The organism is Thermus brockianus, assembly GCF_001880325.1.
Classification (GTDB): Bacteria; Deinococcota; Deinococci; order Deinococcales; family Thermaceae; genus Thermus; species Thermus brockianus.
In genome coordinates, this window is the sequence record NZ_CP016312.1 from 1,529,025 (window position 1) to 1,552,539 (window position 23,515).

The 23,515-nt window shown below is 67.6% G+C and carries 24 protein-coding genes and 3 pseudogenes; 7 read left to right on the forward strand and 20 right to left on the reverse strand.

Features of this window, described 5'->3' with window-relative positions; all coding sequences use genetic code 11:
- Position 1: 1 nt before the first annotated feature.
- The 7 genes from A0O31_RS08290 to A0O31_RS08310 form a co-directional block, all read right to left on the reverse strand.
- Positions 2–985, reverse strand: coding sequence for a malate dehydrogenase (locus A0O31_RS08290; RefSeq protein WP_071677461.1), 984 nt, complete (start codon positions 983–985; stop codon positions 2–4).
- Between the two features lie 39 nt (positions 986–1,024).
- Complete coding sequence (gene dnaG / locus A0O31_RS08295; protein ID WP_071677462.1) at positions 1,025–2,758, reverse strand: DNA primase; 1,734 nt, start codon at positions 2,756–2,758, stop codon at positions 1,025–1,027.
- A complete protein-coding gene (locus A0O31_RS08300) occupies positions 2,737–4,569 on the reverse strand; it encodes a tetratricopeptide repeat protein (protein WP_237258986.1) in 1,833 nt (610 codons plus the stop codon). Before A0O31_RS08300 ends, dnaG begins: the two co-directional genes overlap by 22 nt.
- Before the next feature lie 47 nt (positions 4,570–4,616).
- Complete coding sequence (locus A0O31_RS13135; protein WP_237258987.1) at positions 4,617–5,318, reverse strand: adenylate/guanylate cyclase domain-containing protein; 702 nt, start codon at positions 5,316–5,318, stop codon at positions 4,617–4,619.
- A 13-nt stretch (positions 5,319–5,331) separates the two neighbouring features.
- On the reverse strand, positions 5,332–5,517 hold the full coding sequence (locus tag A0O31_RS13140) for a hypothetical protein (RefSeq protein ID WP_237258988.1): 186 nt from the start codon (positions 5,515–5,517) through the stop codon (positions 5,332–5,334).
- Positions 5,496–5,729, reverse strand: a complete 234-nt coding sequence (locus A0O31_RS13145; RefSeq protein WP_237258989.1) for a hypothetical protein — start codon at positions 5,727–5,729, stop codon at positions 5,496–5,498. The genes A0O31_RS13140 and A0O31_RS13145 overlap by 22 nt, the downstream gene beginning before the upstream one ends.
- Positions 5,730–5,863: 134 nt before the next feature.
- Positions 5,864–8,086 carry a DEAD/DEAH box helicase gene (locus tag A0O31_RS08310; protein ID WP_071677463.1) on the reverse strand — a complete coding sequence of 741 codons (2,223 nt, stop codon included), beginning with the start codon at positions 8,084–8,086 and terminating at the stop codon, positions 5,864–5,866.
- Between the two features lie 17 nt (positions 8,087–8,103).
- Between A0O31_RS08310 and A0O31_RS08315 the strand changes: the two genes are divergently transcribed.
- A complete protein-coding gene (locus tag A0O31_RS08315; RefSeq protein WP_071677464.1) occupies positions 8,104–8,424 on the forward strand; it encodes a heavy metal-binding domain-containing protein in 321 nt (106 codons plus the stop codon).
- Here A0O31_RS08315 and A0O31_RS08320 read toward each other — a convergent pair.
- Positions 8,421–9,044, reverse strand: coding sequence for a GNAT family N-acetyltransferase (locus A0O31_RS08320; protein WP_071677465.1), 624 nt, complete (start codon positions 9,042–9,044; stop codon positions 8,421–8,423). The two genes, A0O31_RS08315 and A0O31_RS08320, sit on opposite strands and share 4 nt — an antisense overlap.
- A 33-nt stretch (positions 9,045–9,077) precedes the next feature.
- Here A0O31_RS08320 and A0O31_RS08325 point away from each other — a divergent pair.
- A pseudogene (locus A0O31_RS08325) lies at positions 9,078–10,153 on the forward strand (PIG-L deacetylase family protein).
- Here A0O31_RS08325 and scpB read toward each other — a convergent pair.
- Positions 10,100–10,621, reverse strand: coding sequence for an SMC-Scp complex subunit ScpB (gene scpB / locus A0O31_RS08330; protein WP_071677466.1), 522 nt, complete (start codon positions 10,619–10,621; stop codon positions 10,100–10,102). The pseudogene A0O31_RS08325 and the gene scpB sit on opposite strands and share 54 nt — an antisense overlap.
- Positions 10,614–11,207 (reverse strand): L-threonylcarbamoyladenylate synthase, encoded by a 594-nt coding sequence (locus tag A0O31_RS08335; protein WP_071677467.1) that lies wholly within the window; start codon positions 11,205–11,207, stop codon positions 10,614–10,616. The genes scpB and A0O31_RS08335 overlap by 8 nt, the downstream gene beginning before the upstream one ends.
- Here A0O31_RS08335 and pilC point away from each other — a divergent pair.
- Positions 11,206–12,425 (forward strand): annotated as a pseudogene (pilC, locus tag A0O31_RS08340) (type IV pilus assembly protein PilC). The gene A0O31_RS08335 and the pseudogene pilC overlap by 2 nt on opposite strands.
- Here pilC and A0O31_RS08345 read toward each other — a convergent pair.
- Positions 12,400–12,851: pseudogene (locus A0O31_RS08345) on the reverse strand (EVE domain-containing protein). The pseudogenes pilC and A0O31_RS08345 sit on opposite strands and share 26 nt — an antisense overlap.
- A gap of 70 nt (positions 12,852–12,921) precedes the next feature.
- Between A0O31_RS08345 and A0O31_RS13150 the strand changes: the two are divergent.
- The 4 genes from A0O31_RS13150 to A0O31_RS08360 are packed head-to-tail and all read left to right on the forward strand — an operon-like array spanning position 12,922 to position 15,756.
- Complete coding sequence (locus A0O31_RS13150; RefSeq protein ID WP_237258990.1) at positions 12,922–13,203, forward strand: hypothetical protein; 282 nt, start codon at positions 12,922–12,924, stop codon at positions 13,201–13,203.
- On the forward strand, positions 13,194–13,397 hold the full coding sequence (locus A0O31_RS13155) for a hypothetical protein (protein WP_237258991.1): 204 nt from the start codon (positions 13,194–13,196) through the stop codon (positions 13,395–13,397). Before A0O31_RS13150 ends, A0O31_RS13155 begins: the two co-directional genes overlap by 10 nt.
- Before the next feature lie 9 nt (positions 13,398–13,406).
- Positions 13,407–14,756, forward strand: coding sequence for an FAD-binding oxidoreductase (locus A0O31_RS08355; RefSeq protein ID WP_071677468.1), 1,350 nt, complete (start codon positions 13,407–13,409; stop codon positions 14,754–14,756).
- A 46-nt stretch (positions 14,757–14,802) separates the two neighbouring features.
- Positions 14,803–15,756: a GGDEF domain-containing protein gene (locus A0O31_RS08360; RefSeq protein WP_071677469.1), complete on the forward strand. Its 954-nt coding sequence runs from the start codon at positions 14,803–14,805 to the stop codon at positions 15,754–15,756.
- Here A0O31_RS08360 and A0O31_RS08365 read toward each other — a convergent pair.
- The 9 genes from A0O31_RS08365 to A0O31_RS08405 all read right to left on the reverse strand — a co-directional run bounded on the left by A0O31_RS08365 (position 15,741) and on the right by A0O31_RS08405 (position 23,445).
- Entirely contained in the window at positions 15,741–16,820 is a 1,080-nt protein-coding gene (locus tag A0O31_RS08365; protein WP_071677470.1) for a prephenate dehydrogenase, read from the reverse strand. The genes A0O31_RS08360 and A0O31_RS08365 overlap by 16 nt on opposite strands.
- Positions 16,817–17,851, reverse strand: a complete 1,035-nt coding sequence (gene aroF, locus A0O31_RS08370; RefSeq protein ID WP_071677471.1) for a 3-deoxy-7-phosphoheptulonate synthase — start codon at positions 17,849–17,851, stop codon at positions 16,817–16,819. Before aroF ends, A0O31_RS08365 begins: the two co-directional genes overlap by 4 nt.
- 138 nt (positions 17,852–17,989) lie before the next feature.
- A complete protein-coding gene (locus tag A0O31_RS08375) occupies positions 17,990–18,757 on the reverse strand; it encodes a VOC family protein (RefSeq protein ID WP_071677472.1) in 768 nt (255 codons plus the stop codon).
- Positions 18,757–19,293, reverse strand: coding sequence for a YceI family protein (locus A0O31_RS08380; RefSeq protein WP_071677473.1), 537 nt, complete (start codon positions 19,291–19,293; stop codon positions 18,757–18,759). The genes A0O31_RS08375 and A0O31_RS08380 overlap by 1 nt, the downstream gene beginning before the upstream one ends.
- A 64-nt stretch (positions 19,294–19,357) precedes the next feature.
- Positions 19,358–20,170: a menaquinone biosynthesis protein gene (locus A0O31_RS08385; protein WP_071677474.1), complete on the reverse strand. Its 813-nt coding sequence runs from the start codon at positions 20,168–20,170 to the stop codon at positions 19,358–19,360.
- Positions 20,170–21,288, reverse strand: a complete 1,119-nt coding sequence (gene mqnE, locus A0O31_RS08390) for an aminofutalosine synthase MqnE (protein ID WP_071677475.1) — start codon at positions 21,286–21,288, stop codon at positions 20,170–20,172. The genes A0O31_RS08385 and mqnE overlap by 1 nt, the downstream gene beginning before the upstream one ends.
- 10 nt (positions 21,289–21,298) lie before the next feature.
- The gene (locus tag A0O31_RS08395) at positions 21,299–21,964 is read right to left on the reverse strand and encodes a hypothetical protein (RefSeq protein ID WP_071677476.1); all 666 of its coding nucleotides are present in this window, start codon (positions 21,962–21,964) and stop codon (positions 21,299–21,301) included.
- Positions 21,964–22,407 carry a YqhA family protein gene (locus A0O31_RS08400; protein ID WP_071677477.1) on the reverse strand — a complete coding sequence of 148 codons (444 nt, stop codon included), beginning with the start codon at positions 22,405–22,407 and terminating at the stop codon, positions 21,964–21,966. Before A0O31_RS08400 ends, A0O31_RS08395 begins: the two co-directional genes overlap by 1 nt.
- Before the next feature lie 3 nt (positions 22,408–22,410).
- Positions 22,411–23,445, reverse strand: coding sequence for a substrate-binding domain-containing protein (locus tag A0O31_RS08405; protein WP_071677478.1), 1,035 nt, complete (start codon positions 23,443–23,445; stop codon positions 22,411–22,413).
- Positions 23,446–23,515 lie beyond the last annotated feature (70 nt).

Consider the following 23,515-nt stretch of genomic DNA (forward strand, 5'->3'; position numbering starts at 1 on the left):
CTTAGATGAGGCCTAGGGCCTTCACCTGCGCCATCTCGTCCAGGAGCTCTTGGGCCGTGATTTCCATGCGCTTGCGGGCGAACTCGTTGATGGTAAGCCCCTCCACAATGCGGTACTCCCCGTCCTTGGCGGTCACGGGGAAGGAGTAGACGATGCCCTCGGGGATGCCGTACTCCCCTTGGGAGGGGACGGCCATGGATACCCAGTCCTCCTCCGGCGTGCCCAAGGCCCAGTCGCGGATGTGCTCAATGGCGGCGTTGGCGGCGCTGGCGGCGCTGGAGGCCCCCCGGGCCTGGATGATGGCCGCACCCCGCCCCGCCACGGTGGGGATAAACTCCTTCTCGTACCATTCCATGTCCACGAGTTCCAGGGCCGGCTTCCCGTCCACCTCGGCGTGGAAGAGGTCGGGGAACATGGTGGAGGAGTGGTTGCCCCAGACGGCGATGCGGCGGATCCGGTCCACGGCCACCCCCGTCTTCTTGGCCAGCTGGGCCTTGGCCCGGTTGTGGTCCAGGCGGGTCATGGCGGTGAAGTTCCGGGGGTTTAGGCCCGGGGCGTTCTTGTAGGCGATGAGGGCGTTGGTGTTGGCGGGGTTGCCCACCACCAGCACCTTCACCTCCTTCTTGGCCACCTCCGCCAGGGCCCGGCCCTGCTCGGTGAAGATCTTGCCGTTCATCTCCAGGAGGTCGCGCCGCTCCATGCCCGCCTTACGGGGGGCCGCCCCCACCAGAAGGGCGTAGTCGGCGTCCTTAAAGGCCACCTTGGGGTCGTCGGTGGCCACCACCCCGGCCAAAAGCGGGAAGGCGCAGTCCTCCAGCTCCATGATGACCCCATCTAGGGCTCTCAGGGCTTGGGGGATTTCCAGAAGCTGCAGGATGATGGGCTGGTCCTTGCCCAGCATCTCCCCCGCGGCGATGCGGAAGAGAAGGCTATAACCGATCTGGCCTGCGGCGCCGGTGACCGCCACGCGAACAGGGCTTTTCATGCTTCCCTCCTTTGGGCTTACGCCCAAGGGGATTTTACGCTAAAGCCCCCGGTAGATGCGCCGCTCCGCCTCAATGGCCTGGTCCAGCTCCTGGATCTCCTTAAGGAGCTCCATCCGGGGTTCCTGGGCCAGAAGGGCCTTGAGTTTCGCCCGCCGTTCCAGGTAGTAGGCCTCCCGCAGGCGGGCGAGGGTCTTTTCCATGACCTCGGGGAAGCGGGGTTCTTCCAGGGGTGGGGCCATCATGAGCTTTTCCAAGAAGAGCCCCCCCGCCTCCTTGCGGCTTAGCACCTGCCTCAGGTAGTCCCGCCGGGGTTCCCGCCGGGCCAGGTCCAAAAACTCGGCGAGGAGGGAGCCTGTGGGGGGCCAGACGTGGTCGGAAACGTAGAGGACCCAGTCCAAGAAGCGCTCCTCGGGAAGGGAAAGGAGGAGGGCCATGACGTCCAGCTCCAAAAGGAGGGCCCGGTCCTTGGGCTCGGCCTTGGGGGGCGGGGGTGGGGCGGGCCGGCCTCGTTTGCGGCTTGCCAGGTACTCCTCCAGTTGCCTCGGGGAAAGGCCCAGCTTTTCCACCACCAGGGCCTTAAGCCGCTCGGCCACGGGATCAAAGGGCTCGGGGGAAAGCATCCTCGGGGTGAGGGCCTCGAGGACCTTCCGCTTGTGCTCCGGCTGGGTGAGGTCTAGGCCCTTGGCGGCCTCCTGGAAGCGGAACTCCACCTCCGGGAGCGCCGCTTCCAAGGCCTTCTGGAAGCGGGCGGGGCCGTCTTCCAAAAGGAGGAGCTCCCCAGGGTCCTTCACGGGCAGGCGCACGGCGTAGAAGAGAAACTGCCGCGCCATCTCCAGGTCCAGGCTCTGCAAGGCGGCCTTCTGCCCCGCCTCGTCGGCGTCAAAGGCTAGGTAGACCTCCCGCACCTCTTGGCTTTTTAAAAGCCGGGCCTGCTCCTCGGAAAGCCCGGAGCCCAGCACGGCCACGGTTTCCCCAAAGCCCATCTGGTGCAGGGCGATGGCGTCAAAAAGGCCCTCCACCACGATGGCCCGCCCTTCCCGGAGCCTAGCCTTGGCCTCGGGGTAGGCGAAGAGGACCTCCCGCTTGCGGAAGAGGGGGGTTTCCGGGGAGTTCAGGTACTTGGGGGTTTCCTCCCCCAAGGCCCTCCCCGTGAAGGCCACGATGCGGCCCAGGTGGTCCTTGATGGGGAAGGTGATGCGGTGGCGGAAGCGGTCAAAAAAGCGCCCCTCCTTTTCCGCCAGCACCCCCGCCTTCAGGCCCTCTTCCGGGCTCACCCCGTGGCGCACGAGGTGGGTGAGGAGGCCATCGGCCTTGGCCGGGGCGTAGCCCAAGCCGAAGCGGGCCACGCTTTCCTTGCTAAGACCCCGGCTTTGCAGGTAGCCCTTGGCCTCCTCCGAGGCGGCGAGGGCCTCTTGGAAGTAGGCCTGGGCCAGGCGCAGGACCTCGAGGAGCTCCTTCCGATTTTGCGGGGCGCCGGGCTTTTGCGGAAGCTCCACCCCGGCCTCCTCCGCCAGGCGCTCCAGGGCGGCGGGGAAGTCCAACCCCTCTATGCGCTCCACGAAGGCGAAAAGGTCCCCGCCCGCCTTGCACCCGAAGCAGTGGAAGAGGCCCTTCTCCTCGTCCACGTAGAAGGAGGGGGTCTTTTCCTGGTGGAAGGGGCACAGGCCCTTCCACCGCCCCCGGCCCGCGGGCTTCAGGGCCACGTAGCGGGAAACCACCTCCTTCAAGGAGAGGCGGCGCTTGATGGCCTCTACCGCTTGCGCCGTGTCCATGCCATCCCCCGCTCAAGCCAAAGGCGCTGAACCCACCTCCCCAGGATACCGTATCCCCTGAGCTCCCGCCCCGGGGGTTTTCCGGCCAGGAGGCCGTGCCAGGCTTGGGTCAAGGGGACAGAGGGGGAGAACCCCAGGAGGTGCTCCACGGGTTCCCCGCTTTCCAGGAGGAGCTGGGCCCTTAGGAGTCTCGCCACCTCGTGGTGCACGGCGAAGCCCGTGCGGTGGGTCTGGTAGAGGAGGTGCTGGGAGAGGGCCTGGGCCTTCCTGGGGGCTAAGGGCCAGAGGTAAAGGGCCAAGGAGGTGAGGGCCAGGTGGTGCACGTAGGGATTGGAAAGGCGGCGGGCTTCCCGCAGGGCCTCTTTGAGGAGGGGCACGGGGTCCAGGCCCTCTTGCCAGCGGTGGTGGGCCAGGGCCAAGGCGGCGAGGCCCCGGCCGTCCGGGTGCTTTAGGGCCTCCTGGAAAAGGTCCTCTCGGAAGCGGCCCCGGAGGGTCCAGGCGCTGAGGAGGGCGGCGGCGAGCCAGGGATGGGGGGTTTCCCCATAGTGGGCCTCTCCCTCCGCAAGGGCCTGGGGGAGCCGGCCCGTTTCCAAAAGAAGGCGCAACCGGGTGACCCGGAAGCGTACCTGGGCCTCCCGGTCTCCCTCCGCCCCCTCGGCCAAGAGGGCTTCCGCTTCCCGGTAGCGGCCCAGGTCCATGAGGAGGCCCGCCCGAAGGCTTTGGCGGTGGAGGTGGAGGGATGGGGGTAAGGCGGGGTGAAAGGGGCTTAGGACCTCCAGGGCCCGCTGGGGTTGGAAGCGGCGCCAAAGCGCCCCAGCCAGGAGGAGGCGGGCTTGGGCTTCCTCCTGGGGGTAGGGCTTGAGCCCGGGGAGGAGGGGGAGGAGGTCTAGGGGGTTTTGGACCTGACGGAAGGCCCGTAGAGCGGGGTCTTGGCGCCTCGGGCCCGCTTCCGCCTCCGGGCCTTGCCCCAAGGAGGCCTGGGCGTCCTGGACCTCTTGGGTCAAGAAGGCTTGCCAGGAACTGGGGGCTATGGCCAGGGCCTCTTGGTAGAGGGGGAGGGCTTTTTCCGGGTGGCCCTGGTGCCAGGCGGCCTGGGCCAAGGATCGGAGGATTTGGGCGGCCTCCAGGCCCCTTCCGGCCCGGGCTAGGTGAAAAGCAGCCTGGCGTAGGTTCTGCGCTTCCAGGTGGAAGCGGGCGGCCTCTCCGTGCCAGGCTTTGGCCGTGGCCTCGGGGACCAGGGCCAGGGCTGCTTCCCGCACCTCGGGTAAGGGGCTTTCCCCTGCCAATAGGCCCTCCCGGAGGAGCCTTTCCTTAGAGAAGGGGCCCGCAAGCTTCTTTACCAAGGCTTCCGGCGCTTCCCCCAGGACCCCGTAGGCCAAAAGAGCCCGCCTTTCTCCCGGAGGCAGGGCGTCTAGGGCGGGCTGCAGGGCGAGGAGAGGGGGTGCTTTGCTCCCCTTTAGGGCCAGGCTGGGGGCGAAGAGGGGGAGGCGGCTTTCCACCAGGAGAAGCACGTTTTCGGGAAGCTCTTCCTGGAGGAAGCGCTCCAGGGTGCGGTCGGGGGTGTGGTGGTCCTTGAGGACGATAAGGAGGGGTTTTCCCAAGCCGGCCAAAAACCGCTTCCAGGCCTCGAGGATGGCCCCTTCCAGGTCTTCGCGGGGCCAAGGGGGGCGGCCCTCGAGGCCCAGGCTGTAGCGGAAGGCCAGGGCGAGGGGGGCGGGAAGCTTCGCCTTGGCCAGAAGGGCATCGGGGTCGCCCAGGGTGCGCTCCACCGCTTGGCGAAGGCTTGCCCGCAAGGGGGTTTCCGGGCCCATCCGCTCCAGGAGGGCTGTGGGAAAGGGCGGGCTTACCAAAAACTTCTCTAAAAGAAGGCTTTTGCCGCTGCCCGGGGGCCCACCAGGTTGAGCCGAGCGGGGGGGCGGGCCAGGGCGCGGCGCACCTCTTGGAGGAGGGCCTCCTCCTCGGGGTCCAGGGCGATTTCCACCCTTCGTACCCGGTACACCGGTACCTCCCCCAGGCCCCGGGCCTCCCGGTAGCCCAGAAAATCGGCCTGGGCTCCCTTGGCTAGGGCCAGGGTGGTGGCGTCCGCCAGGACTTCCCCCGGGGTGGCCAGTTTGGAAAGCCGCTCCGCCAGGACCACGGGGCTTCCCACCGCCGTGGGCTCCCCCGCCTGGCCGCTTCCCAAAGGGGCCCAGAGCACCTCCCCGCTCGCCACCCCGGCCCGGGCGGGAAGGGGGGAGGCCTGCACCATGCCCAAGGCCGCTTCCAGGGCACGCCAAGGCTCTAAGCCCTTGGACCGCGGCGCCCCGAAGAGGACCAGAATCCCGTCCCCCAGGAAGCGGTGGACGAAGCCCCCGTGGCACCGGGCGGCCCGGGCGGCCCCTTCCAGGGCCTCCTGCAGCCGGGCGTAGGCTGAGGCCAGGCCTTCTCGGAAGCCCCGGGTGGAGTCCACCAGGTCAAAGAAGACCACGCTGACGAAGCGCCGCTCCTCGGGGAGGATGACCCCCAAGGCCTGGCCGCAGGCCATGCAGAACCGGGCCTCGGGGGGTTTTTGTGCCCGCACTCGCAGCGCACGGCTACTCCCGGAAGAGCATCAAAGGAGGGTAGAGGAGGACCTCGGCCCTTTGGGGCAAGGATACCTCGGCGTAGACCACCACGGGGAGGGGGGCCTTGAGGAGGTAAAACCCTTCCCCCAGGGGCACCGCCTCCCCGCCCAGGCGGTAGCGGTCCTTCTTGCGCTCTATAAAGGGGGCTTTCTCCAAGGGCTTGGCCTCCGCCACCACCCCGTGGAGGAGGATCCGGGTGGGCCCCGTGGGGGCGGGGGGGTACCCCGGTCAAAGGCGTAGACGATGGTGCCCTCCACGAGGGCCTCGAGGAGGGGGCTCCCCCAGGGCTCGGGGAAGAGGTAGGCCCGGACGGCATACGCCTGGAAGCGGGCGAAGAAGGTTTCGGGGCTTTCCTCCACCGGGGTCATGAGAAGAGTTTAAGGGCCCCGAAGGGCCCTTGGGAAGCCGCCTGGGGGCCCTTAAGGGATCTGGGTGAGGTTAAAACGGGTTTCCACCGGATAGGCTTCCCCGTTCACCCAAACGCTTCCGGACATCTGCAGTTTTAGTTTAAGGTTTTTCCTGGAACACCACTAAGATTTTGCGCCTGCCGCCAGGCAAGGGCCCCGGCCAGGTGGAAGGCCGCCCTTTTGTCCAGGTACTGGTTGCCGTTCCCGCACTTGGGGGAGAGGACGCACCTTGGGCACCCCTCCTCGCACGGGCACCGCTTAAGGAGCTCCAGGGTGGCCCGCACCCACTCGGGAAAGCGCTGGGCGGCGGCCCGGGCGTAGCCCACCCCGCCGGGGTAGCCGTCGTAGATGAAGACGGTGGGGCCTGTGCCGGAGGGAAGGGGCCTGGGGTAGAAGGGGTAGGAGATTCCCCCGATGTCCTGCCGTTCCGCCAGGACGAAGAGGGGCAGGAGGCCGATCATGGCGTGCTCTAGGGCGTGGATGCCCCCGGGGATCTGGTGGGGAGGCACCGCCTCCGGAGGGTGGAACCAGAGGGCTTCTGTGGGGAAGGAGACCTCGGGGAGCTCCAAGGGAACCTCCTCCAGGACGCTTCCCGTGAAGAAGCGCTTCTTCACGTACCCCACCACCCTTTCCCGGATGACCACCTTCCCCACCCAGACCCCCTGGCCCACGGGCTCCCCAGAGAGGACCTCCAGGTCCGTTTCCGCCCGGGGCTCGGTGTAGTAGTCCTCCAGGGCGGGGAGGAGCCAGACCTCCCGTCTCATGGGGTCCACGTTCCGCACCAGGTAGCTGTCCCCCCCGTGGAGGTAGATGGCCCCGGGGTGGGCCTCCCAGTAGGCCTGGCGCTCGTCCAGGTACCCTAGCACCTCCCCTTCCGGGCCCCTCAGGGTGAAGGTGGCGCCAAGGCCCCTTAAGGAGATGGCCCGGTGGGGCCGCCTTTTGGGGGTGTACAAGCGGCCCTCCTTCTCCTTGAGTTCCCCCAGGGCTTCCCGGCAGAGCACCTCCTCCCGGACAAGGGGCATCTCCCAGGCGGCGGCGTGGAGGTGCAGGGGGCAGAGGACGGGGTTCTTGGGGTCGGCCACCGCCATCTCGGGGGGGCTTTGCAGGAGGAGCTCGGGCCGGTGGAGGAAGTACTCGTCCAGGGGGTCTTCCCGGGGGATGTAGACCACCAGGGCCCGCCTTTCTCCCCGCCCCGCCCGTCCTGCCCGCTGCCAAAAGGCGGAAACCGAGCCGGGATAGCCCACCAGGACCACGGCGTCCAGCTCCCCGATGTCCACCCCAAGCTCCAGGGCGCTGGTGCTCACCAATACCCGCACCGCCCCCTCCTTGAGGGCTTCCTCCAGCTTCCGCCTTTCCCGGGCGGTGTAGCCTGCCCGGTAAGGCCTGACCCCGGGGTGGGCGGCGTAGCGGGCGATGAGCTCGGCGCTCTTGCGGGCGTTGGCGAAGACCAGGGCCCTAAGCCCCCCCTCCGCCAGGGCCCGGGCCAGGTAGGCGGCCTCGAGGAGGGGGCTTCGCCGCCTTTCCCCTTTGCGGTCCAGGGGTTTGGGGAGAAGGACGAGGAGTTCCCTTTCCGAGCGGGCTACCTCCTCCTTGAGCTCGGCGAAAGGGAGGCCCGTGAGGTTTTCCGCATGCTCCTTGGCGTTGCCGATGGTGGCGCTGGCGGCGATGACCTGGGGGTTTGCCCCGTAGTGGCGGGCGAGGCGGAGGAGGCGGAAGAGGACCAGGGCCACGTGGGTGCCGAAAACCCCCCGGTAGGCATGGAGCTCGTCCAAGACGATGTAGCGGAGGCGGGCGAGGAAGGGGGCCCACTCCCCGTGGTGGGGCAGGAGGCCGAAGTGGAGCATGTCGGGGTTGGAGAGGAGGACCTTTCCCTCCTCCCTTGCCCTTTTCCGGGTGCTTCCCGGGGTGTCCCCGTCGTAGGGGTAGATCCCCTGGGCGCCGAGGGCCGCCGCCATGGCCTTAAGGCGCCGGAGCTGGTCGTGGGCTAGGGCCTTGGTGGGGAAGAGGAGAAGGCTCGTTTCCCCTTCCAAAGCGGCCTTGAGCACGGGGATTTGGAAGACGAGGCTCTTGCCGGCGGCGGTGGAGTAGGCCATGACCAGGTTGCGGCCCGCTGCCACCAGGTCCAAGGCCTCCTGCTGGTGGCGGAAGGGCAGAAGCCCCAAGGCCGCCAACACACCGGCGAAGGGCCCCTGGGGCGCCACCCTTTCCGGGGGCTTTCGGGGAAGGAGGCGGGCGAAGACGATGCGCCCCTGGAACTCAGGATCGGCCTCGAGCCACTCCCGGTAGCTTTCCCACCCCCTTAGGGCCTCGGGTAGCACCCCTTTATTATGGGCCCATGATCCTCACCACTACCCCCCATGTGGAAGGGCACCGAATTGAGGCTTACTTGGGCGTGGTCTTTGGCGAGGCCATTGTGGGCGCCAACCTTTTCCGCGACCTTTTCGCCCAGATTCGGGACATCGTGGGCGGCCGGAGTGGGGCCTACGAGGCCGAGCTCAAGCGGGCACGGGAGATAGCGCTAGGCGAGCTGGCGGAAGCGGCCAGGCGGCTTGGGGCCGACGCCGTGGTGGGCATAGACGTGGACTACGAGGTCCTGGGCCAGGGCAACTCCATGCTCATGGTCACCGTGAGCGGCACCGCCGTGCGCCTCGCCTAAAGCGGCCGCACCCAGACCTCGTGGATCACGGGGTGGCCGTGGTAGGGGGCCCAGAAGGGGCTTGCCCGCTTGGCGTAGAGGCGGAAGCCCAGGCTCCGGTAAAGCCTGCGGGCGGCCTGGTTGGCCCGGGTGGTGGAAAGCTGCACCCCGGCTACCCCCTTGTCCTTGAGGCACTCCAAGAAGGCGGCGAGGAGGGCCCGCCCCACCCCGTGGCCTTGGGCTTTGGGGCTCACGGCGATGTGCAGGTGGGCGGGGTAGCGGTCCTTGGGGGCCTTGGGGCCGCGGAAAAGGAGGAGGCGGAAGAGGTAGCGGAGGTGGGGGAGGACGGGACCGTAGCGGCCGAGGAGGAGCTTTAGGAGGAGAAGGGGAAGCCGGGGGAGGAGGTCAAGGAGAAGCGCCCCATCGGAACAGGCCCCGAGGATATAGCCCACCACCTCCCCTCCTTCCTCCGCCACCAGGCTGCAACACCCCCGGCGCAGATAGGGGGCCACGAAAAGCTCCCCCCAAAGGGCCTTGCTGGGGAAGACCCGCGCCCCCTCCCTGCCCAAAAGGAGGGTTTGGTGGGAGATGCGGGCGATGGCGGGGAGGTCCTGGGGCGTGGCCCTCCGCACCTTGGGCATGGTTCCAGTCTACCCCCGGGTAGAATGCCCTTCGTGCGCCGTTTGGCCCCGTGGCAGTGGCTTCTTCTTCTCCTCCTGGCCTACTTCGCCCTGGCGGAGGCGCTAAGGCTTTGGCTGGGTCTGGTCTGGGCCGAGCGGGTGGCGGTGCTCCTTGCGGCCTTGGGGGTTTGGGCCTTCATCAACGGGCGCTTCCTCTTCGCCTACTACCACGCCTTCCTCGCCTCGTTAAGGACCCGGGGGCTCCCCGTGGCGGAGGGGGCGGGGGAGGAGCACCTCCTCGTCCTCGCCCCCCACCCCGACGACGAGGTGCTGGCGGCGGCGGGGCGCATGCGCCGGGTGGCCCTCCGGGGCGGGCGGGTCACGGTGGTCTACCTCACCTCGGGGGATGCCTTTGACCTGGCGGCGGGTAGCCCCTTGCCTTCCAGGGAGGCCATGCGCCGGTTGGCCCTAAGGCGCATGGTGGAGGCCTGGCGGGGCCTCGAGGCCCTGGGGCTTGGGCGGGGGAGTGCCCTCTTCTTGGGCTTCCCCGACCAGGGGCTTTTCGCCCTCTTCACCACCCACTACTACCTGCCCTGGGAAAGCCCCTACACCGGTCTCAAGGCCGTGGCCTACCCCGGGTGCTACCGCCCGGGGCTTCCCTACACGGGCAAGGCCTTGGAGGGGGTCTTGCTAGACCTCCTTAGGGAGCTGAGGCCGAGCCGCATCCTCCTGCCAAGCCCCCTGGACGCCCACCGGGACCACCAGGCCACCGCCTACTTCGGCATGCAGGCGGCGGCGGCCTTGGGGATGGAGGGGCGTTTGGAGTACTACATCGTCCACGGGGGTACCAGTACCCCCTGCCCAAGGGCCTTCACCCTCGGCTTCCCCTCTACCCGCCCCCCAGGGGAAGGGGGCTTCCCTGGCGGCGTTTTCCCCTTACGGAGGAGGAGGTGCGCCTCAAGGAAAAGGCCATCCGGGCCCATCGGAGCCAGATGCGCCTTTTGGGGCGGTTTCTCCTGGCCTTCGTGCGCCAGAACGAGCTCTTTAGCCCCTTGCCCATCCCCGCCAAGGAGGCCCTAGCCGCGGAGGAGGAGGGGTGGGCCGTCCTCGAGGGGCGGGAGGTCCTCTAGGCTCTCCAGGCCGAAGACCTCCAGGAAGCGCTCCGTGGTGCCGTAGAGCTTGGGCCGGCCCGGGGCCTCCTTCTCCCCCACCACCCGGATAAGCCCCCTTTCCAGGAGGCTTTCCAAGACACCCTCCACGCTCTTCCCCCGCATGGCTTCCAGCTCCGCCCGGGCCACGGGCTGGTGGTAGGCGATGAGGGCGAGGACCTCGAGGGCCGCCTTGGAGAGCCTAGGGGGGCTAGGCTTAAGCACCCTCTCCACGGCGGGAAGTGCCCTCTCGTGCACCACAAGCCGCCAACCCCCGGCCACCCGCTCCAGGGCCACCCCCAGGTGGCCTTCCGCCAGGTCGGCCTCCAAGGCTTTTAGGGCCCGGAGGATACCTTCCTCCGGATGGCCCAAAGCGCGAAGCTCCTTGAGGCTAACGGGCCTCCCGGCGGCGAAGAGGACGGCCAGGATTTCCGCCTTCAGGCTAAGCATCCCTTAGGTAGGGGAGAAGGGCTTCCTTGGGGATGGCCCCTTCCCGCAGGACCTCCCCCGTGCGCAGGTCCACCACGCTGGAGGCGAGCCCCCCCGCTTCCCCGGGGAAGACGTAGTCCACGGCGAAGGCGCGTGCCTCCTCCGCCGTGCGCACCGGGGGCTCCCCGCTCCGGTTCAAGCTGGTGGCGGCGGCATAGCCCCCTACCCGCCGCAAAAGCTCCCGGAGCACCTCGTGGGCCGGCATCCTGAGCCCCACGGAGCCGTCCTTGCTGATCCAGGAGGGGATGTCCCGCCCAGGCACCACCACGGTGAGCCCCCCGGGCCAGAAGGCCTCCACCAGGCGAAGGAACCTGCCCTCCAGGGGGCCCAGTTGGGCGAGCTTTAGGGCGCTTTCCAGGTCCGCCACCAGGACCTGTAAGGGCTTTTCCTCGGGCCGGCCCTTGACCTCGTAGATGCGGCGGCAAGCGGCCTCGTCCTCCAGGCGGGCCAAGACGCCGAAGACGGTGTCGGTGGGGAAGGCCACAAGCCCGCCTTCCCGTAGGGCGCGGGCCGCCTCCTCCAGTTCCCTTTGGTATACTTCTACCATGCCAGTCTACCAGTATAAGGCCCGCGACCGGCAGGGCCGCCTGGTGGAGGCCACCATTGAGGCCGAGGATTTGCGCACCGCCGCCCGGCTCCTCCGCGACCGGGGCCTTTTCGTGGCCGAGATCAAGGAGCCGGGAAAGGGGCTTCGGGCCGAGGTGCGGCTTCCCGTCTTGGAGCGGGGGCCGGGGTTAAAGGACCTGGCCATCTTCTCCCGGCAGCTCGCCACCATGCTCGGGGCAGGCCTCACCCTCCTCCAGTCCCTGGCCATTCTGGAAAAACAAACGGAGAACAAGAAGTTCCGGGAAATCCTCAAGCAGGTGCGGGCGGATATAGAGGGAGGTATGGCCTTCTCCGAAGCCCTAGCCAAGCACAAGCTCTTTTCCCGGCTTTACGTGAACCTGGTGCGGGCGGGGGAGACCTCGGGGGCTTGGACACCATCCTGGACCGCCTGGCCAGTTTTTTGGAGAAGGAGCTGGAGCTCAGGGGCAAGATCCGGAGCGCCATGACCTACCCGGTCATCGTCTTCGTCTTCGCCGTGGGCGTGGCCTACTTCCTCCTCACGGGGATCGTGCCCCAGTTCGCCCAGATCCTCACGGACCTGGGTTCGGAGCTTCCCCTCCTCACCCGCTTCCTCATCGCCGTTTCCAACCTGCTTCGGGCGGCTACCCTGCCCCTCCTCCTTCTTTCGGTGGTCCTCTTCTTCGTCTACCGCTGGTACTACAGCACCCCTCAGGGGCGGAAGGTCATTGACCGCATCAAGCTTCGCATCCCCGTTTTCGGCAACCTGAACCGCAAGACCGCCGTGGCCCGCTTCTCCCGCACCCTGGCCCTCCTCTTGGGAAGCGGGGTGAACATCGTGGAGTCCTTGGACATCACCAAGGGGACGGCGGGGAACGTGGTGGTGGAGGAGATCGTGGAGGCGGCCAAGCAGAGGATCCAGCAGGGTGATCCCTTGAACCTGACCCTGGCCCAGCACCCCTTCATCTTCCCCCCCATGGTGAGCTCCATGGTGGCCATCGGCGAGGAAACGGGGGCCTTGGACACCATGCTCAACAAGCTGGCGGACTTTTACGAGCGGGAGGTGGACGAGGCTGTGGCGAGCCTCACCGCGGCCATTGAGCCCCTCATGATTATATTCCTGGGCGCCATCGTGGGCATGATCGTGGCCGGGATGTTCCTGCCGCTTTTCAAGATCATCGGCACCCTCTCCGTGCAATAAGCCCCTCCGCCACCTCCGGGGGAACCGGCATCACGGAAAGCCGGTTCCCCTTTTTGACAAGGGGGTGGTCGGGGGGAAGCAGGCCTTGAGCTCGGCCAAGGGGATGAGGGGCCAGGCCTCGAGGAAAGCCACCTCCACCGTGTACCAGCGGGGCCTTTCCGGGGTGGCCTTTGGGTCAAAGTAGGGGCTTTGGGGGTCAAACTGGGTGGGGTCGGGGATTCCCGTGCGCACCACCCGGCAAAGCCCGGCGATTCCCGGGGGGTTGGTGCCCGAGTGGTAAAAGAAACAGATATCCCCGGGCTGCATCCTTAGGAGGAAGTTCCGGGCCTGGTAGTTGCGCACCCCGTCCCAGATGGCCTGCCCTTCCCGTCTGAGGTCCTCAAGGCTGTATACCTCGGGCTCGGACTTTAGGAGCCAGTAGGCCATGCCGCCCAGTCTAAAGCTCCCTTTAGCCTGGGCAAAGCCTGGGGAGGGAGAGGGGGAGAAGGATGGGAGTATGCGGGCACTTCTCCTCCTCCTCCCCTTCTTGGCGGCCTGTTCCCTGACCGTGGAGCTGGTCTACCCGGGGCACCGGATCTCGGACCTTAGGACGCAGTCCAGCTACTGCACTCATACCCATACCCGGCTGGACTATGCCTTCTTCCTAGAAGGCCGGCTGGATTGGCTGGAGTTCTACTGGCTTCCCGAGGGGGTCCACCCCGAAGACGCCCGGCCCGAGGAGCGGGCGGCCCTTAGGGGTCCCGTCTATGGGGGGCCGTTCGGGGCTTCGTGGAGGTGACGCCCCAGGGCGCCATCCGGGCGGTTTCCGCCACCTCGCCCCAAGGGGGGATGGTGCCCCAGGGGATTAGCGTGGAGCCTAGCCAGCCCCGCCGGCTTTGGGTGCGCGGCTTCACCGGGGGGCTTGCGGGGCCCTTTGTGCGAGGAAACCCCGTCTATCCGGACGCTTCCGCCCTCTGCGACCCAGCCTGGTAGCCTTAGGGCATGGGGGTTTGGGAGGCGGCCAAGGAGGAGCTTAGGCGGCTATTGGGCTTTAGGGCGCTCCTTTCCCGGCCGGAAAAGGAGGTCTACCGCTACGACGCCATTTGGGTGGGGGAAGAGCCTTTCGCGGTGGCCCTCCCCAGGACCCGGGAGGAGGTGCAGGCCCTGGTGCGCCTCGCCCGCAGGTATGGGCTACCCCTCGTGCCCCGGGGGGCGGGAAGCGGGCTCTCCGGGGGCTCGGTGCCCCTGGGGGAGGCCATCGTGGTGGCCTTCACCCGCATGGACCGCCTGGCCCTGGACCCCGCGACCCGCACCGCCTGGGCCGAGCCCGGGGTGACCACGGCCCGGCTTTCCGAGGCGGCGAGGCCTTTTGGGCTCTTTTACCCCCCCGACCCCGCCTCCTACCGCACCAGCACCCTGGGGGGCAACCTGGGGGAGAACGCTGGGGGGCCCCTTTGCTTCAAGTATGGGGTCACGGGGGATTACCTTTTGGCCCTGGAGTTCGTGGACGCCTTTGGGGAGGCCCACCTCCTGGAAAGGAAGGCCTATGACCTCCCTGGCCTCCTGGTGGGGGCCGAGGGCACCTTGGGCCTCATCACCGGGGCCCGGGTGCGGCTTGTGCCCATTCCCCAGCACCGGGCCACCCTCATGGCGGCTTTCCCCGAGGTGGAGGCCTTGGCGGAGGCGGTTTCCCGGGCCGTTGCCCTGGGGGCGGTGCCGGCGAGGCTGGAGTTTTTGGACCCGGCTTGCGTGGACGCCGTGGAGGACTACCTGGCCATGGGCCTGCCCCGGGGGCACGCCTTGCTTTTGGTGGAGACGGACGGGGACGACGCCGAGCTCGTTCAGGAGGAGCTTTCTCTTTTGGAGGAAACCGCTAAGGCCCATGGGGCGAAGGTCCGGCGGGCCCAGGACGAGAAGGAGGCCGAGGCCCTGTGGCGGGCGAGGCGGGCGGTAAGCCCGGCCTTGGGAAGGATCCGGCCTAAGCGGGTGAACGAGGACATCGCCGTGCCCCGCTCCACCTTGCCCGAGGTGGTGCGGGAGATCCGGGCTTTGGGGGAGGCCTATGGCCTCATCGTGGTGCAGTTCGGCCACATCGGGGACGGCAACCTCCACCCCAACATCCTCTTTGACCCCAGGCGGGAGAGCGAGGAGAAGGTCTGGGAGCTCGCCCACGCCATCGCCCGGGTGGCCTTAAGGCATGGGGGGGTTCTTTCCGGCGAGCACGGGATTGGCCTCATGAAGCGGAAGTTCATGGCGGAAGCGGTGGACGGGGAGACCCTCGAGGCCTTCCGCCAGGCCAAGGCGGCCCTGGACCCCGAGGGGCTTTTGAACCCGGGCAAGCTTCTGCCATGAGGTTTTTTGCACGCGCTTTTCACACGCTCTGGACAAAAGTGAATACATGGACCGCCTGGGCCGCCTCCTCTACGTTGCCGCCTGGCTTGGCCTTCCCTTGGGGATTGGCCTCCAGCTTTACCTTTACCCGCCCAAGGCCCTAGGCTTCTGGTGGGCCTATGGCGCCTTCGCCCTCTTTTTCCTCTTCGCCCTAAGCCGAGGGCCCAAAGGGGCCCCCAGGTTCCTGGTCCACGGGCTTGGGGCCTACCTCCTCTTTGAGCTTGGGCGGGCCCAAGGGCACGGGTGGGCGTTGGGGTACTGGGCCCCCGCCCTCTACCTCCTGGCCGCCTTCGCCTACCCCGTGCCCTGGGCCCTGGCGGCCTCGGGCTTTTGGGGAGGGCTTCTCCTCCTTGCGCCCCTCCTTTGGGGATGGGAACGCCCTTACTACGCCCACTTTGCCCTGAGCCAGCCCGTCCTCCTGGCCCTTACCCTCCTTCTTGCCCGCTTTCGGGAGCTCTACGGCCGGGCGCGTTTCTGGCGGGAGCAGGCCCTCACCTGCCCCCTCACGGGGCTTCCCAACCGCCGGGCCTTGGAGATGGCCCTGGAGCGGGAGATGGCCCGGGTGGAGCGGGGGGCTAAGCCCTTTAGCCTCGTCCTCTTGGACCTGGACGACTTCAAGCGGGTGAACGACGAGAAGGGCCACCCCGAGGGGGACCGGCTCCTTAAGGAGGTGGCCCGTTACCTGGTGGCCCACGTGCGCCGGGGCGACCTGGTGGGGCGTTTTGGGGGAGAGGAGTTCGCCATCCTCCTGCCGGAGACAGACCCCCTCCAGGCCACCCGCCTGGCGGAGCGGCTTCGGGAGGGCCTCAGGGCCTTGGGCACCACGGCCAGCTTCGGCGTGGCCACCTACCGGGGGGACCTAGGGGAGCTCTACCGAAGGGCGGACGAGGCCCTTTACCGGGCCAAGCGGACAGGGAAGGACCGGGTGGTCCGGTACACGGAGGATCAGGGAAGCCGGTAGCCCGCCTGGGTTAGGACCCGCCTGGCCTCCTCCCGCTCCTCCCGGGTGGCGAAGGAGAGGCGCAAGGCCCCCGCCGCCTCCCGGATGGTGAGGACCTCTATGTCCTTGATGTTCACCCCCGCCTCTCCCAAGGCGGTGGCGATGCGGGCGATCTCCCCGGGGCGGTCCGGCACCTGGACCACCAGGTCGTACATCTCGGGGAGGAGGCTTCGCCGCACGATGGGGAGGCTATCCCGGGTGCGCTTGGCCTCTTCCGCTACCCCTAGAAGGGCCTCAGGTTCGTCTAGAAGGCCTTCCAGTTCCCAAAGCACCGCCCTTAGCTCCTCTATGGCCTCCTTCAAGGCCTCCTTGTTCTCCACCACCATGTCCCGGCTCATCCTGGGGCTTCCCGAGGCCACCCGGGTGAGGTCGCGGAAACCCCCGGCGGCCAGGAACATGAGGAGCTCCTTGTGGGGGCTTTGCGCCACCATGCGGTTTAAGGCCACGGCCAGGAGGTAGGGAAGGTGGGAGATGCGGGCCACCAGCTGGTCGTGGAGGAGGGGAGGTATTTCCAAGGGGTAAGCCCCTAGGGCCTCCACCAGGTGCCGGATGCCCTCCCGGGCCTTGGGGCTCGTGTGGGCCGTGGGGGTGAGGACCCAGACGGCGTTTTGCAAAAGCCCGGCGTGGGCGTTTTCTACCCCGGCCCGCTCGCTGCCCGCCATGGGGTGGCCGCCCAGGTAGTGGGGAAGAAACCCCTCCAGCTGGGCCACCACCTTGCCCTTCACGCTCCCCACGTCCGTCCAGAGGCTTTCGGGATGGGCCAAGGGGCCTAGGGCCTCGGCGAGGGTGGGCAGGGCCCCCACGGGGGCGGCGAGGATGCCCAGGGAAAGCTCCCCTACCCAAGGCCCCAGCTCCGCATGCACCCGGTCCGCCACCCCCAGGAAGAGGGCCTTTTCCAGGGCCAGGGGGTCTTGGTCGTAGGCGTGCACCTCCTGGGCGAGGAAGCGCTCCTTAAGCCCTAAGGCCACACTTCCCCCCAGGAGGCCCACGCCGAAGATGCCCACCTTGCCGAAGAGGGGGTTCATGCCGGGGTGGGGGCGGAAAGGGTCTTGTCCAGGGCCGCCACCAGGCGGCGCACCTTGGCCATGAGCTCGGCGAACTCGTGCTCGTGAAGCTGCTGGGCCGCGTCGGAAAGGGCCTTTTCCGGCTCGGGGTGGGTCTCCACGATGAGGCCGTCCGCCCCGGCGGCGAGGCCCGCCAGGGCCAGGGGGATGACCCATCCCCGCTTGCCCGCCGGGTGGGAGGGGTCCACCCAGACGGGGAGGTGGGTCCAGCTCTTGAGGACGGGCACGGCAGAGACGTCCAGGGTGAAGCGGGTGGCCTTCTCAAAGGTGCGGATGCCCCGCTCCACCAAGATGACCTGCATGTTCCCCCGGGAGAGAATGTACTCCGCGCTCATCAAGAACTCCTCCAGGGTCATGCTCATGCCCCGCTTGAGGAGGACGGGCTTCCTCGCCTCCCCCACCGCCTGGAGGAGGGGGAAGTTCTGGGCGTTGCGGGCCCCGATCTGGAAGGCGTCGGCATACTCCGCCACGAGTTCCACCTGCTCCGGGGAAAGGACCTCCGTGACCACGGGGAGGCCCGTTTCCTTGCGGGCCTCGGCCAGGATCTTCAGCCCTTCCACCCCAAGGCCCTGGAAGGCGTAGGGGCTCGTGCGGGGCTTGAAGGCCCCACCCCGGAGCATTCCTGCCCCGTGGGCCTTCACGTAGCGGGCCGCCCTCAGGGTCTGTTCCCGGGACTCCACCCCGCAGGGGCCCGCCGCCACCAGGACGTGCCCGCCCCCCGTTTTCCCCGTGGGGAACTCCAGGACGGTGGGGAAGGGCTGGACCTCGAGGCTCGCCAGCTTCCAAGGCTTGGAGATGGGGATGACCTCCGCCACGCCAGGGAGCGCTCGGAAATGCTCCATAAGCTCCGGCGTCGGGCCCCGCCCGATGGCCCCCACCAGGGTGGTCTCCACCCCGCGGGAGACGTGGGGCCGGTAGCCCACCTTTTCAATCTCCCGCACCACCTCTGCCAGCTCCGCTTCCGTGTGTCCCCGCTTCATCACGATGAGCATGCTCCCCTCCCAAAAACCTTGGGCGCCCCCTTTTGGGGGCGCCCGGTTGCGGTGAAAACCTATGCGGACCGCAGGGCGCCCCCGGCGGGATAATAAAAGCCGAAGTAGCGCCCTAGCCTCCGCATATTGCCCCCAAGTTTAGGGGGCATCCCCTCGGCCTGTCAAGCGCACCCGCGCCCCCACGGGGTCCAAGAGGGTTTCCTCCCGCCCAAAGGGGTCCAGGAGGGTGTAGGCGAGAAGCCCCGTGGCCCCTTCCGGGGCTTGGCGCTTTCCCGCCCAGGTGTTCGTCCCCAGGTGGTGGTGGTACCCATCCCAGGCGAAGAAGAGGGCCCCGGGGTAGGTGCGTAGGGTGACCGCCATGCCCAGTTTCCCGGCGAAGAAGGCCTCCGCCGCCTCGAGGCTTCCCACGTGCAGGTGGAGGTGGCCGAGGAGGGTTTCCGGGGGTAAGGAGGTGGCCTTGGGGTTTTCCGCAAGGAGCCTTTCCAGGTTCAGGGGGAGGGTGAACATGAGGGGCCCCTTGGGCCATTCCCCTTGGGGGCGGTCCCGGTAGAGTTCCAGGCCGTTCCCCTCGGGGTCGCGGAAGTAGAGGGCCTCGGAAACCCCGTGGTCCGCCGCCCCTTCCCAGTGGGCCCCCGCCTCGAGGAGCCTCCGGAAGACCCCGGCCAGGGCCTTGCGGTCGGGGAGAAGGAGGGCGAAGTGGTAGAGCCCCACCGAGGGGTAGGGCCTTAAGGGGGCCCCAGGGTCGTGGAGAAGCTCCAGGTAAAACCCCCTTCCATTGGGGAAAAGGCGGTAATGGGGCGGGTCCGCCTCCACCTCTAGCCCCAAAAGGTCCCGGTAAAACCCCAAGGCGGCCCCTAGGTCCCGCACCCTTAGGGCCAAGGAAAGGAGCCGCCTGGGAAAGGGCATTACTGGGCCACCGCTTCTTTCGCCTTCACCGCCTCCGTGTCCACGCTAAAGCGCACCTCTTCCCCCACCAGCACCCCGCCCATCTCCAGGGGCACGTTCCAGGTAAGGCCGAAGTCCTTGCGGTTCAGCTTCCCCTCAAAGTGGGCGGCGATGCGCTCGTTGCCCCAGGGGTCCTTGGCGGGGCCATGGGTCTCCACCTCAAAGGCCAGGGGCCGGGTCACGCCCCGGAGGGTTACCTCCCCCTCCACCCGGTAACGCCCTTCTCCCAAGGGGGTGATGCGCTCGCTTTTGAAGACGATTTCGGGGTGGTTTTCCACGTCCAGGAAGTCCGGGGAGCGCAGGTGGTTGTCCCGGTCCGCCACCCCGGTGTGGATGCTCTTGGCGTCCAGGCGGGCCTCCACCCGGAGGGGCTTGCCGCTTTCGTCCGTCTCCACGTACCCTTCCTTGAGGTTAAGGGTGCCCTTGACCGTGGCGATCATCATATGCCGCACGGCGAACTCCACGCTGGTGTGGGTGGGGTCTAGGTTCCAACGCATACACACCTCCTTTGGGCCCTGGGCCCAAGGGGATAATACCCAAAGCGCTATAAAAAGTCAAGCGCTATTCGGGATAATACAACGGCCGGAAGGGAAGCCCCAAGGCCTCGGCGAAGGCCTTTAGGCCCAGACGGTCCGGCTCCTCCAGGTGGTAACGAAAGTTCCAGAGGTAGTGCTGGAGGAGGAGGGGGTTTACGCCAAGCCGCTTTCCCTCCGCCTCCGCCACCTCCTTAAGCCGGCCCAGCCCCTCCCGCCGCGCCCGCCTGAGGGCCTGCACCAGGGCTTTGGGGGGAGGGTTTTCCCTGCGGTAGGCCCAGACGGCGAAGACGAAGGGGAGGCGGGTCCTTTGGAACCAAAGGGCCGAGAGGTCCACCACCTCCACCTCCCCAAAGCGGGTGGGGAGGGCGTGGGGGGTTTCGGGGAGCTCCTTTAGGAGGCCGGCGTAGGCCTTAATCGCCCGGTCCCCGATGAGGAGGACGCCGTCGTGGTCTTCCAGGAGCTCTAAGCCCCCACCCGCTTGGGCGTAGGCGGGGTTTAGCCCCTTTTCCCGGAGGAGGAGCTTGAGGAGCTCTATGCTGGTGGCGCTTTCCGTGGTGAGGGCGACCCGCCTCAGGGCCCTTAGGGGCACCTTGTGGAAGAGGTTCACGGAGTAAACCCGTCCCAGCACGGCCACGGAGAAGTCGGGAAGGAGGCCCAGGGCGTCTTGGTGCTTCAGGTAGAAGTAGCTGGAAACCAAGGAAAGCCCCACCTCCCCCGAGAGCACCATGCGGTTGAGCTCCGCCGGCACCCCGTGGCGGAGGGCAAACCCGTTCGCTTCTAGGAAGTGGTAGAGGGGGGCGGTGTTGGCGTAAAGGGGCACCCCCAGGACGTAGGCCATCAGGCCTCCACCTGGTCCCAGACCCGCACCTCCCGGTAAAGGGCGTCCCGCTCCACGGGGATCCTCCCCGCCGCCAGGATGATGCGGGCGAGCTCCCGCTTGGAGAGGCCTTCGGGGGTGGGGCTTCCCGCCATGTGCACGATGCGCTCCTCAATGAGGGTGCCGTCAATGTCGGTGACGCCCCAGTCCAGGGACACCTGGGCGAGCTCGGGGGTAAGGGTGGCCCAGTACCCCTTGATGTGGGGGATGTTGTCCAGGTAAAGCCGGGCCACCGCCAGGTTCCTGAGGTCGTCCAGGCCCGTGGTGAACTCCCGCTTGCCCAGCTCCCGGGCAAGCTGGTTCCCGTCGGGCTGGAAGGCCAGGGGGATGAAGCTCATGAAGCCGCCCGTTTCGTCCTGGAGTTGCCTAAGACGGTCCATGTGGTCCAGGCGCTCCTCCAGGGTTTCTATGTGCCCGTAGAGCATGGTGGCGTTGGTGGGGAGGCCGAGCTCGTGGGCGGTGCGGTGGATCTCCAGCCAGCCCTCGGCGCTCACCTTGGCCCGGGCGATCCGCTTGCGCACCCTCTCGGCGAAGATCTCTGCCCCGCCCCCCGGCATGGCGTCCAGGCCCGCCTCCTTCAGGGCCTGGAGCACCTCCCGGTAGGGCAGGCGGGCGATTTTGGAAAAGTGGTGGATCTCCGCCGCCGTCCAGGCCTTCACCTGGACGCCGGGGAAGCTTTCCTTCAGGGCCCGCACCAGGTCCAGGTAGTACTGGAAAGGCCTTTTGGGGTGGTGGCCGGCGGTCATGTGGATTTCCGTGAGGCCGGGCTGGTAGCGGGCTTTAACCCAGGCCACCACCTCCTCCACGTCCCAGTCCCAGGCCCCTTCCTCGCCAAAACGCCTTTGGAAGGCGCAGAAGGTGCAGCCCACGTAGCAGATGTTGGTCTGGGAGACGCGGATGGAGTGGACGAAGTAGGTCTTGTGGCCGTGCTTCCTCTCCCGCACCCGGTTGGCCAGGCGCATGAGGGTGGGGAGGTCGTGGGTTTCGTAAAGGACAAGCCCTTCGGCGAAGGTGAGCCTCTCCCCGGCTTCCACCTTTTCGGCGATGGGCAGGAGGCGGGGGTCCTTAATCCCCTTCACGGGGGGCAGTCTACTCCCCCTGAAGGCGCCTGACCAGGGCCTCCACCTCTTTTCGCCGGCCGCCCACGCTCCTTTCGGGGAGGAGGTTCCGGAGGTAGCGGTCGGTGAGGAGGAGGTCCACGTAGGGGTAGACCGTGGCCGCCATCACCGCGTCCAGCAGGTCGGAGGGGCGGGGCTTGCGGTGGGGGTCCGTGCTCATGCGGGCGAGGAGTTCGGCGAGGAGGCGGACGAAGGGCACCTCCTTTAACCCCGTGCGGGAGAGGATCTCCGCCTTGGCGGTGTGGAGGGCCTCGAGGGGAGGAAGCCCCCTTAGCCTTTCCGGAAGCCCCTGGAAGGGGGAGAGGTCCGCCGGCACCTCCCAGCTTCCCCCCTGCCAGAGGAGGTCTTCCCGGTAAAGCCCCCGCCCTTGCCGCCAGGCCACCTCCTGCCAAGGGCGCACCCAGTACCCTTGGGAAAGCTCGCCGAAGAGGGCTTGGAGGGCAGGGAGGAGGTAGCCCGCCTTCTCCTTGGGGCCCCTTTGCGGGTAAAGGGTTTCCAGGACATGGAAGGGGCTTGCCGGGGCCAAAACCCTTCCCCTTAGGGCCTCGTAGAGCCGGCCAAAGGCCTCGTGGCCCCGTTGGCCCAGGAGGTGCTTGGCCATGCGGCTTGCGTGGTTTTGGTCCAGGTAGACCAGCACTACTCCTTGGCCTTGGCGAGCCAGAGCGCCCCCGCCAAAAGGGCTACGCCCCCGGAGAAGAGGAGGAAGTCCAGGGCGCTTTGCGGCTTGAAGTCCAGCGCCTTCTCAAAGAACTTCACCACCAGGATCATGACGATCACCTGGCCCAGCTTGGCCTTTAGGTCCGAGAGGCTTTCCACCGCCAGGATGTTCCCCATGGGAAGCGCCAAGGGGCGGATGAAAAGCTCAAAAAGGCCTAGGGAAAAGAGGAGGAAGACGGCGGCCAAAAGGGCCAGGTCCACCGCCCCCACCAAGGCGGGGAGGGCCTCTTCTAGGGGGTGGGAGAGGGCCTTTAGGGCTTCGGTAAAGGCGTTCCAGGCAAAGTAGAAGGCACCCAGGAGAAGCCCCGCCACCGGCAGGAGCATGACCCAGCGGATAAGGTGGGCCAAGGTTTCCAGGCGCATGGCTTAGGGCACGTAGGGTACGGCGGGCGGGGTTCCCGTGGAGGCCCTTTCAATGAGGAGGGGCTCAAAGCGCACCTCCCGGGGGGGAGCGGCGTAGCCCTGCATCCTTTCCAGGAGAAGCTGCGCCGCCTTGGCCCCCATGGCCTCCACGGGCTGGGCGATGGTGGAAAGCCCCACCTCCTCGGCGAAGGGGTGGCCGTCAAACCCCAAGACCCTAACCTCCTGGCCCACGGTGAGGCCGAGCCTTTCCGCCTCCTCCATGACCCCTAAGGCCACCTGGTCGGCCCCGGCGAAGACGTTGAGGGGCGGGGAGCTCTTTTCCAGGAAATGGCGGAGGGCAAGCCGCCCCCCTTCGGGGGAGAGGCGGGTGGTGTAGAGGTGGTCCTCCGGGAAAGGCCTTCTCTGCTCCTTTAGCGCCTGCAAAAAGCCCGCCATGCGTTCGGCGAAGACCGTGTGGCGGAAGGCGCGGTCGGGCTCCTCCTCCACCTTCACGGCGAAAATGGCCCCGGGGAAGCGGGCCAGGTACGTGCCTGCCATGTGCCCACCCAGGAAGTTGTCCAGGTAGACCGAGTCGTACCGGGGGTTCTTGGTGTCCACCAAGACCACGGGCCGGTCCGTGGGGAGCTTTCCCCCTTCAAAGTGCTCCGTGAGGTCGTAGGAGGCGAGGATGAGGCCGTCCGTGAGGTAGGCCAGGGTGTGGCTCTCCAAATAGCGCCTGAGCCTGGCCTCGGAGAGGATGGGGAAAAGGGCCAGGTCGTAGCGCTTTTCCAGGAGGACGCTCTCTATCCCCTCAATGAGCCTGCGGTAGAACTCCGTGGCCACGAAGGGGAGGAGGACGCTGACCGTGTAGCTCCTTCCCCCGGCGATCCTGCGGGCGTGGGGGTTGGGGGTATAGCCCAGTTCCTCCATGGCCCTTAGGACCCGGGCCCGGGTTTCCGGGCGCACCGCAGGGTGGTTGTTGAGCACGCGGCTTACCGTGCCCAGGCCTACGCCGGCCCGGGCGGCCACCTCGTGGATGGTGGGTTTCTTCTTTCTCATGGCCTGGCACCTGGATGGAAGCGCTTCATGGAAACTTCCATCCTCAGGATAGGGCAACGGGAGGCCTTTT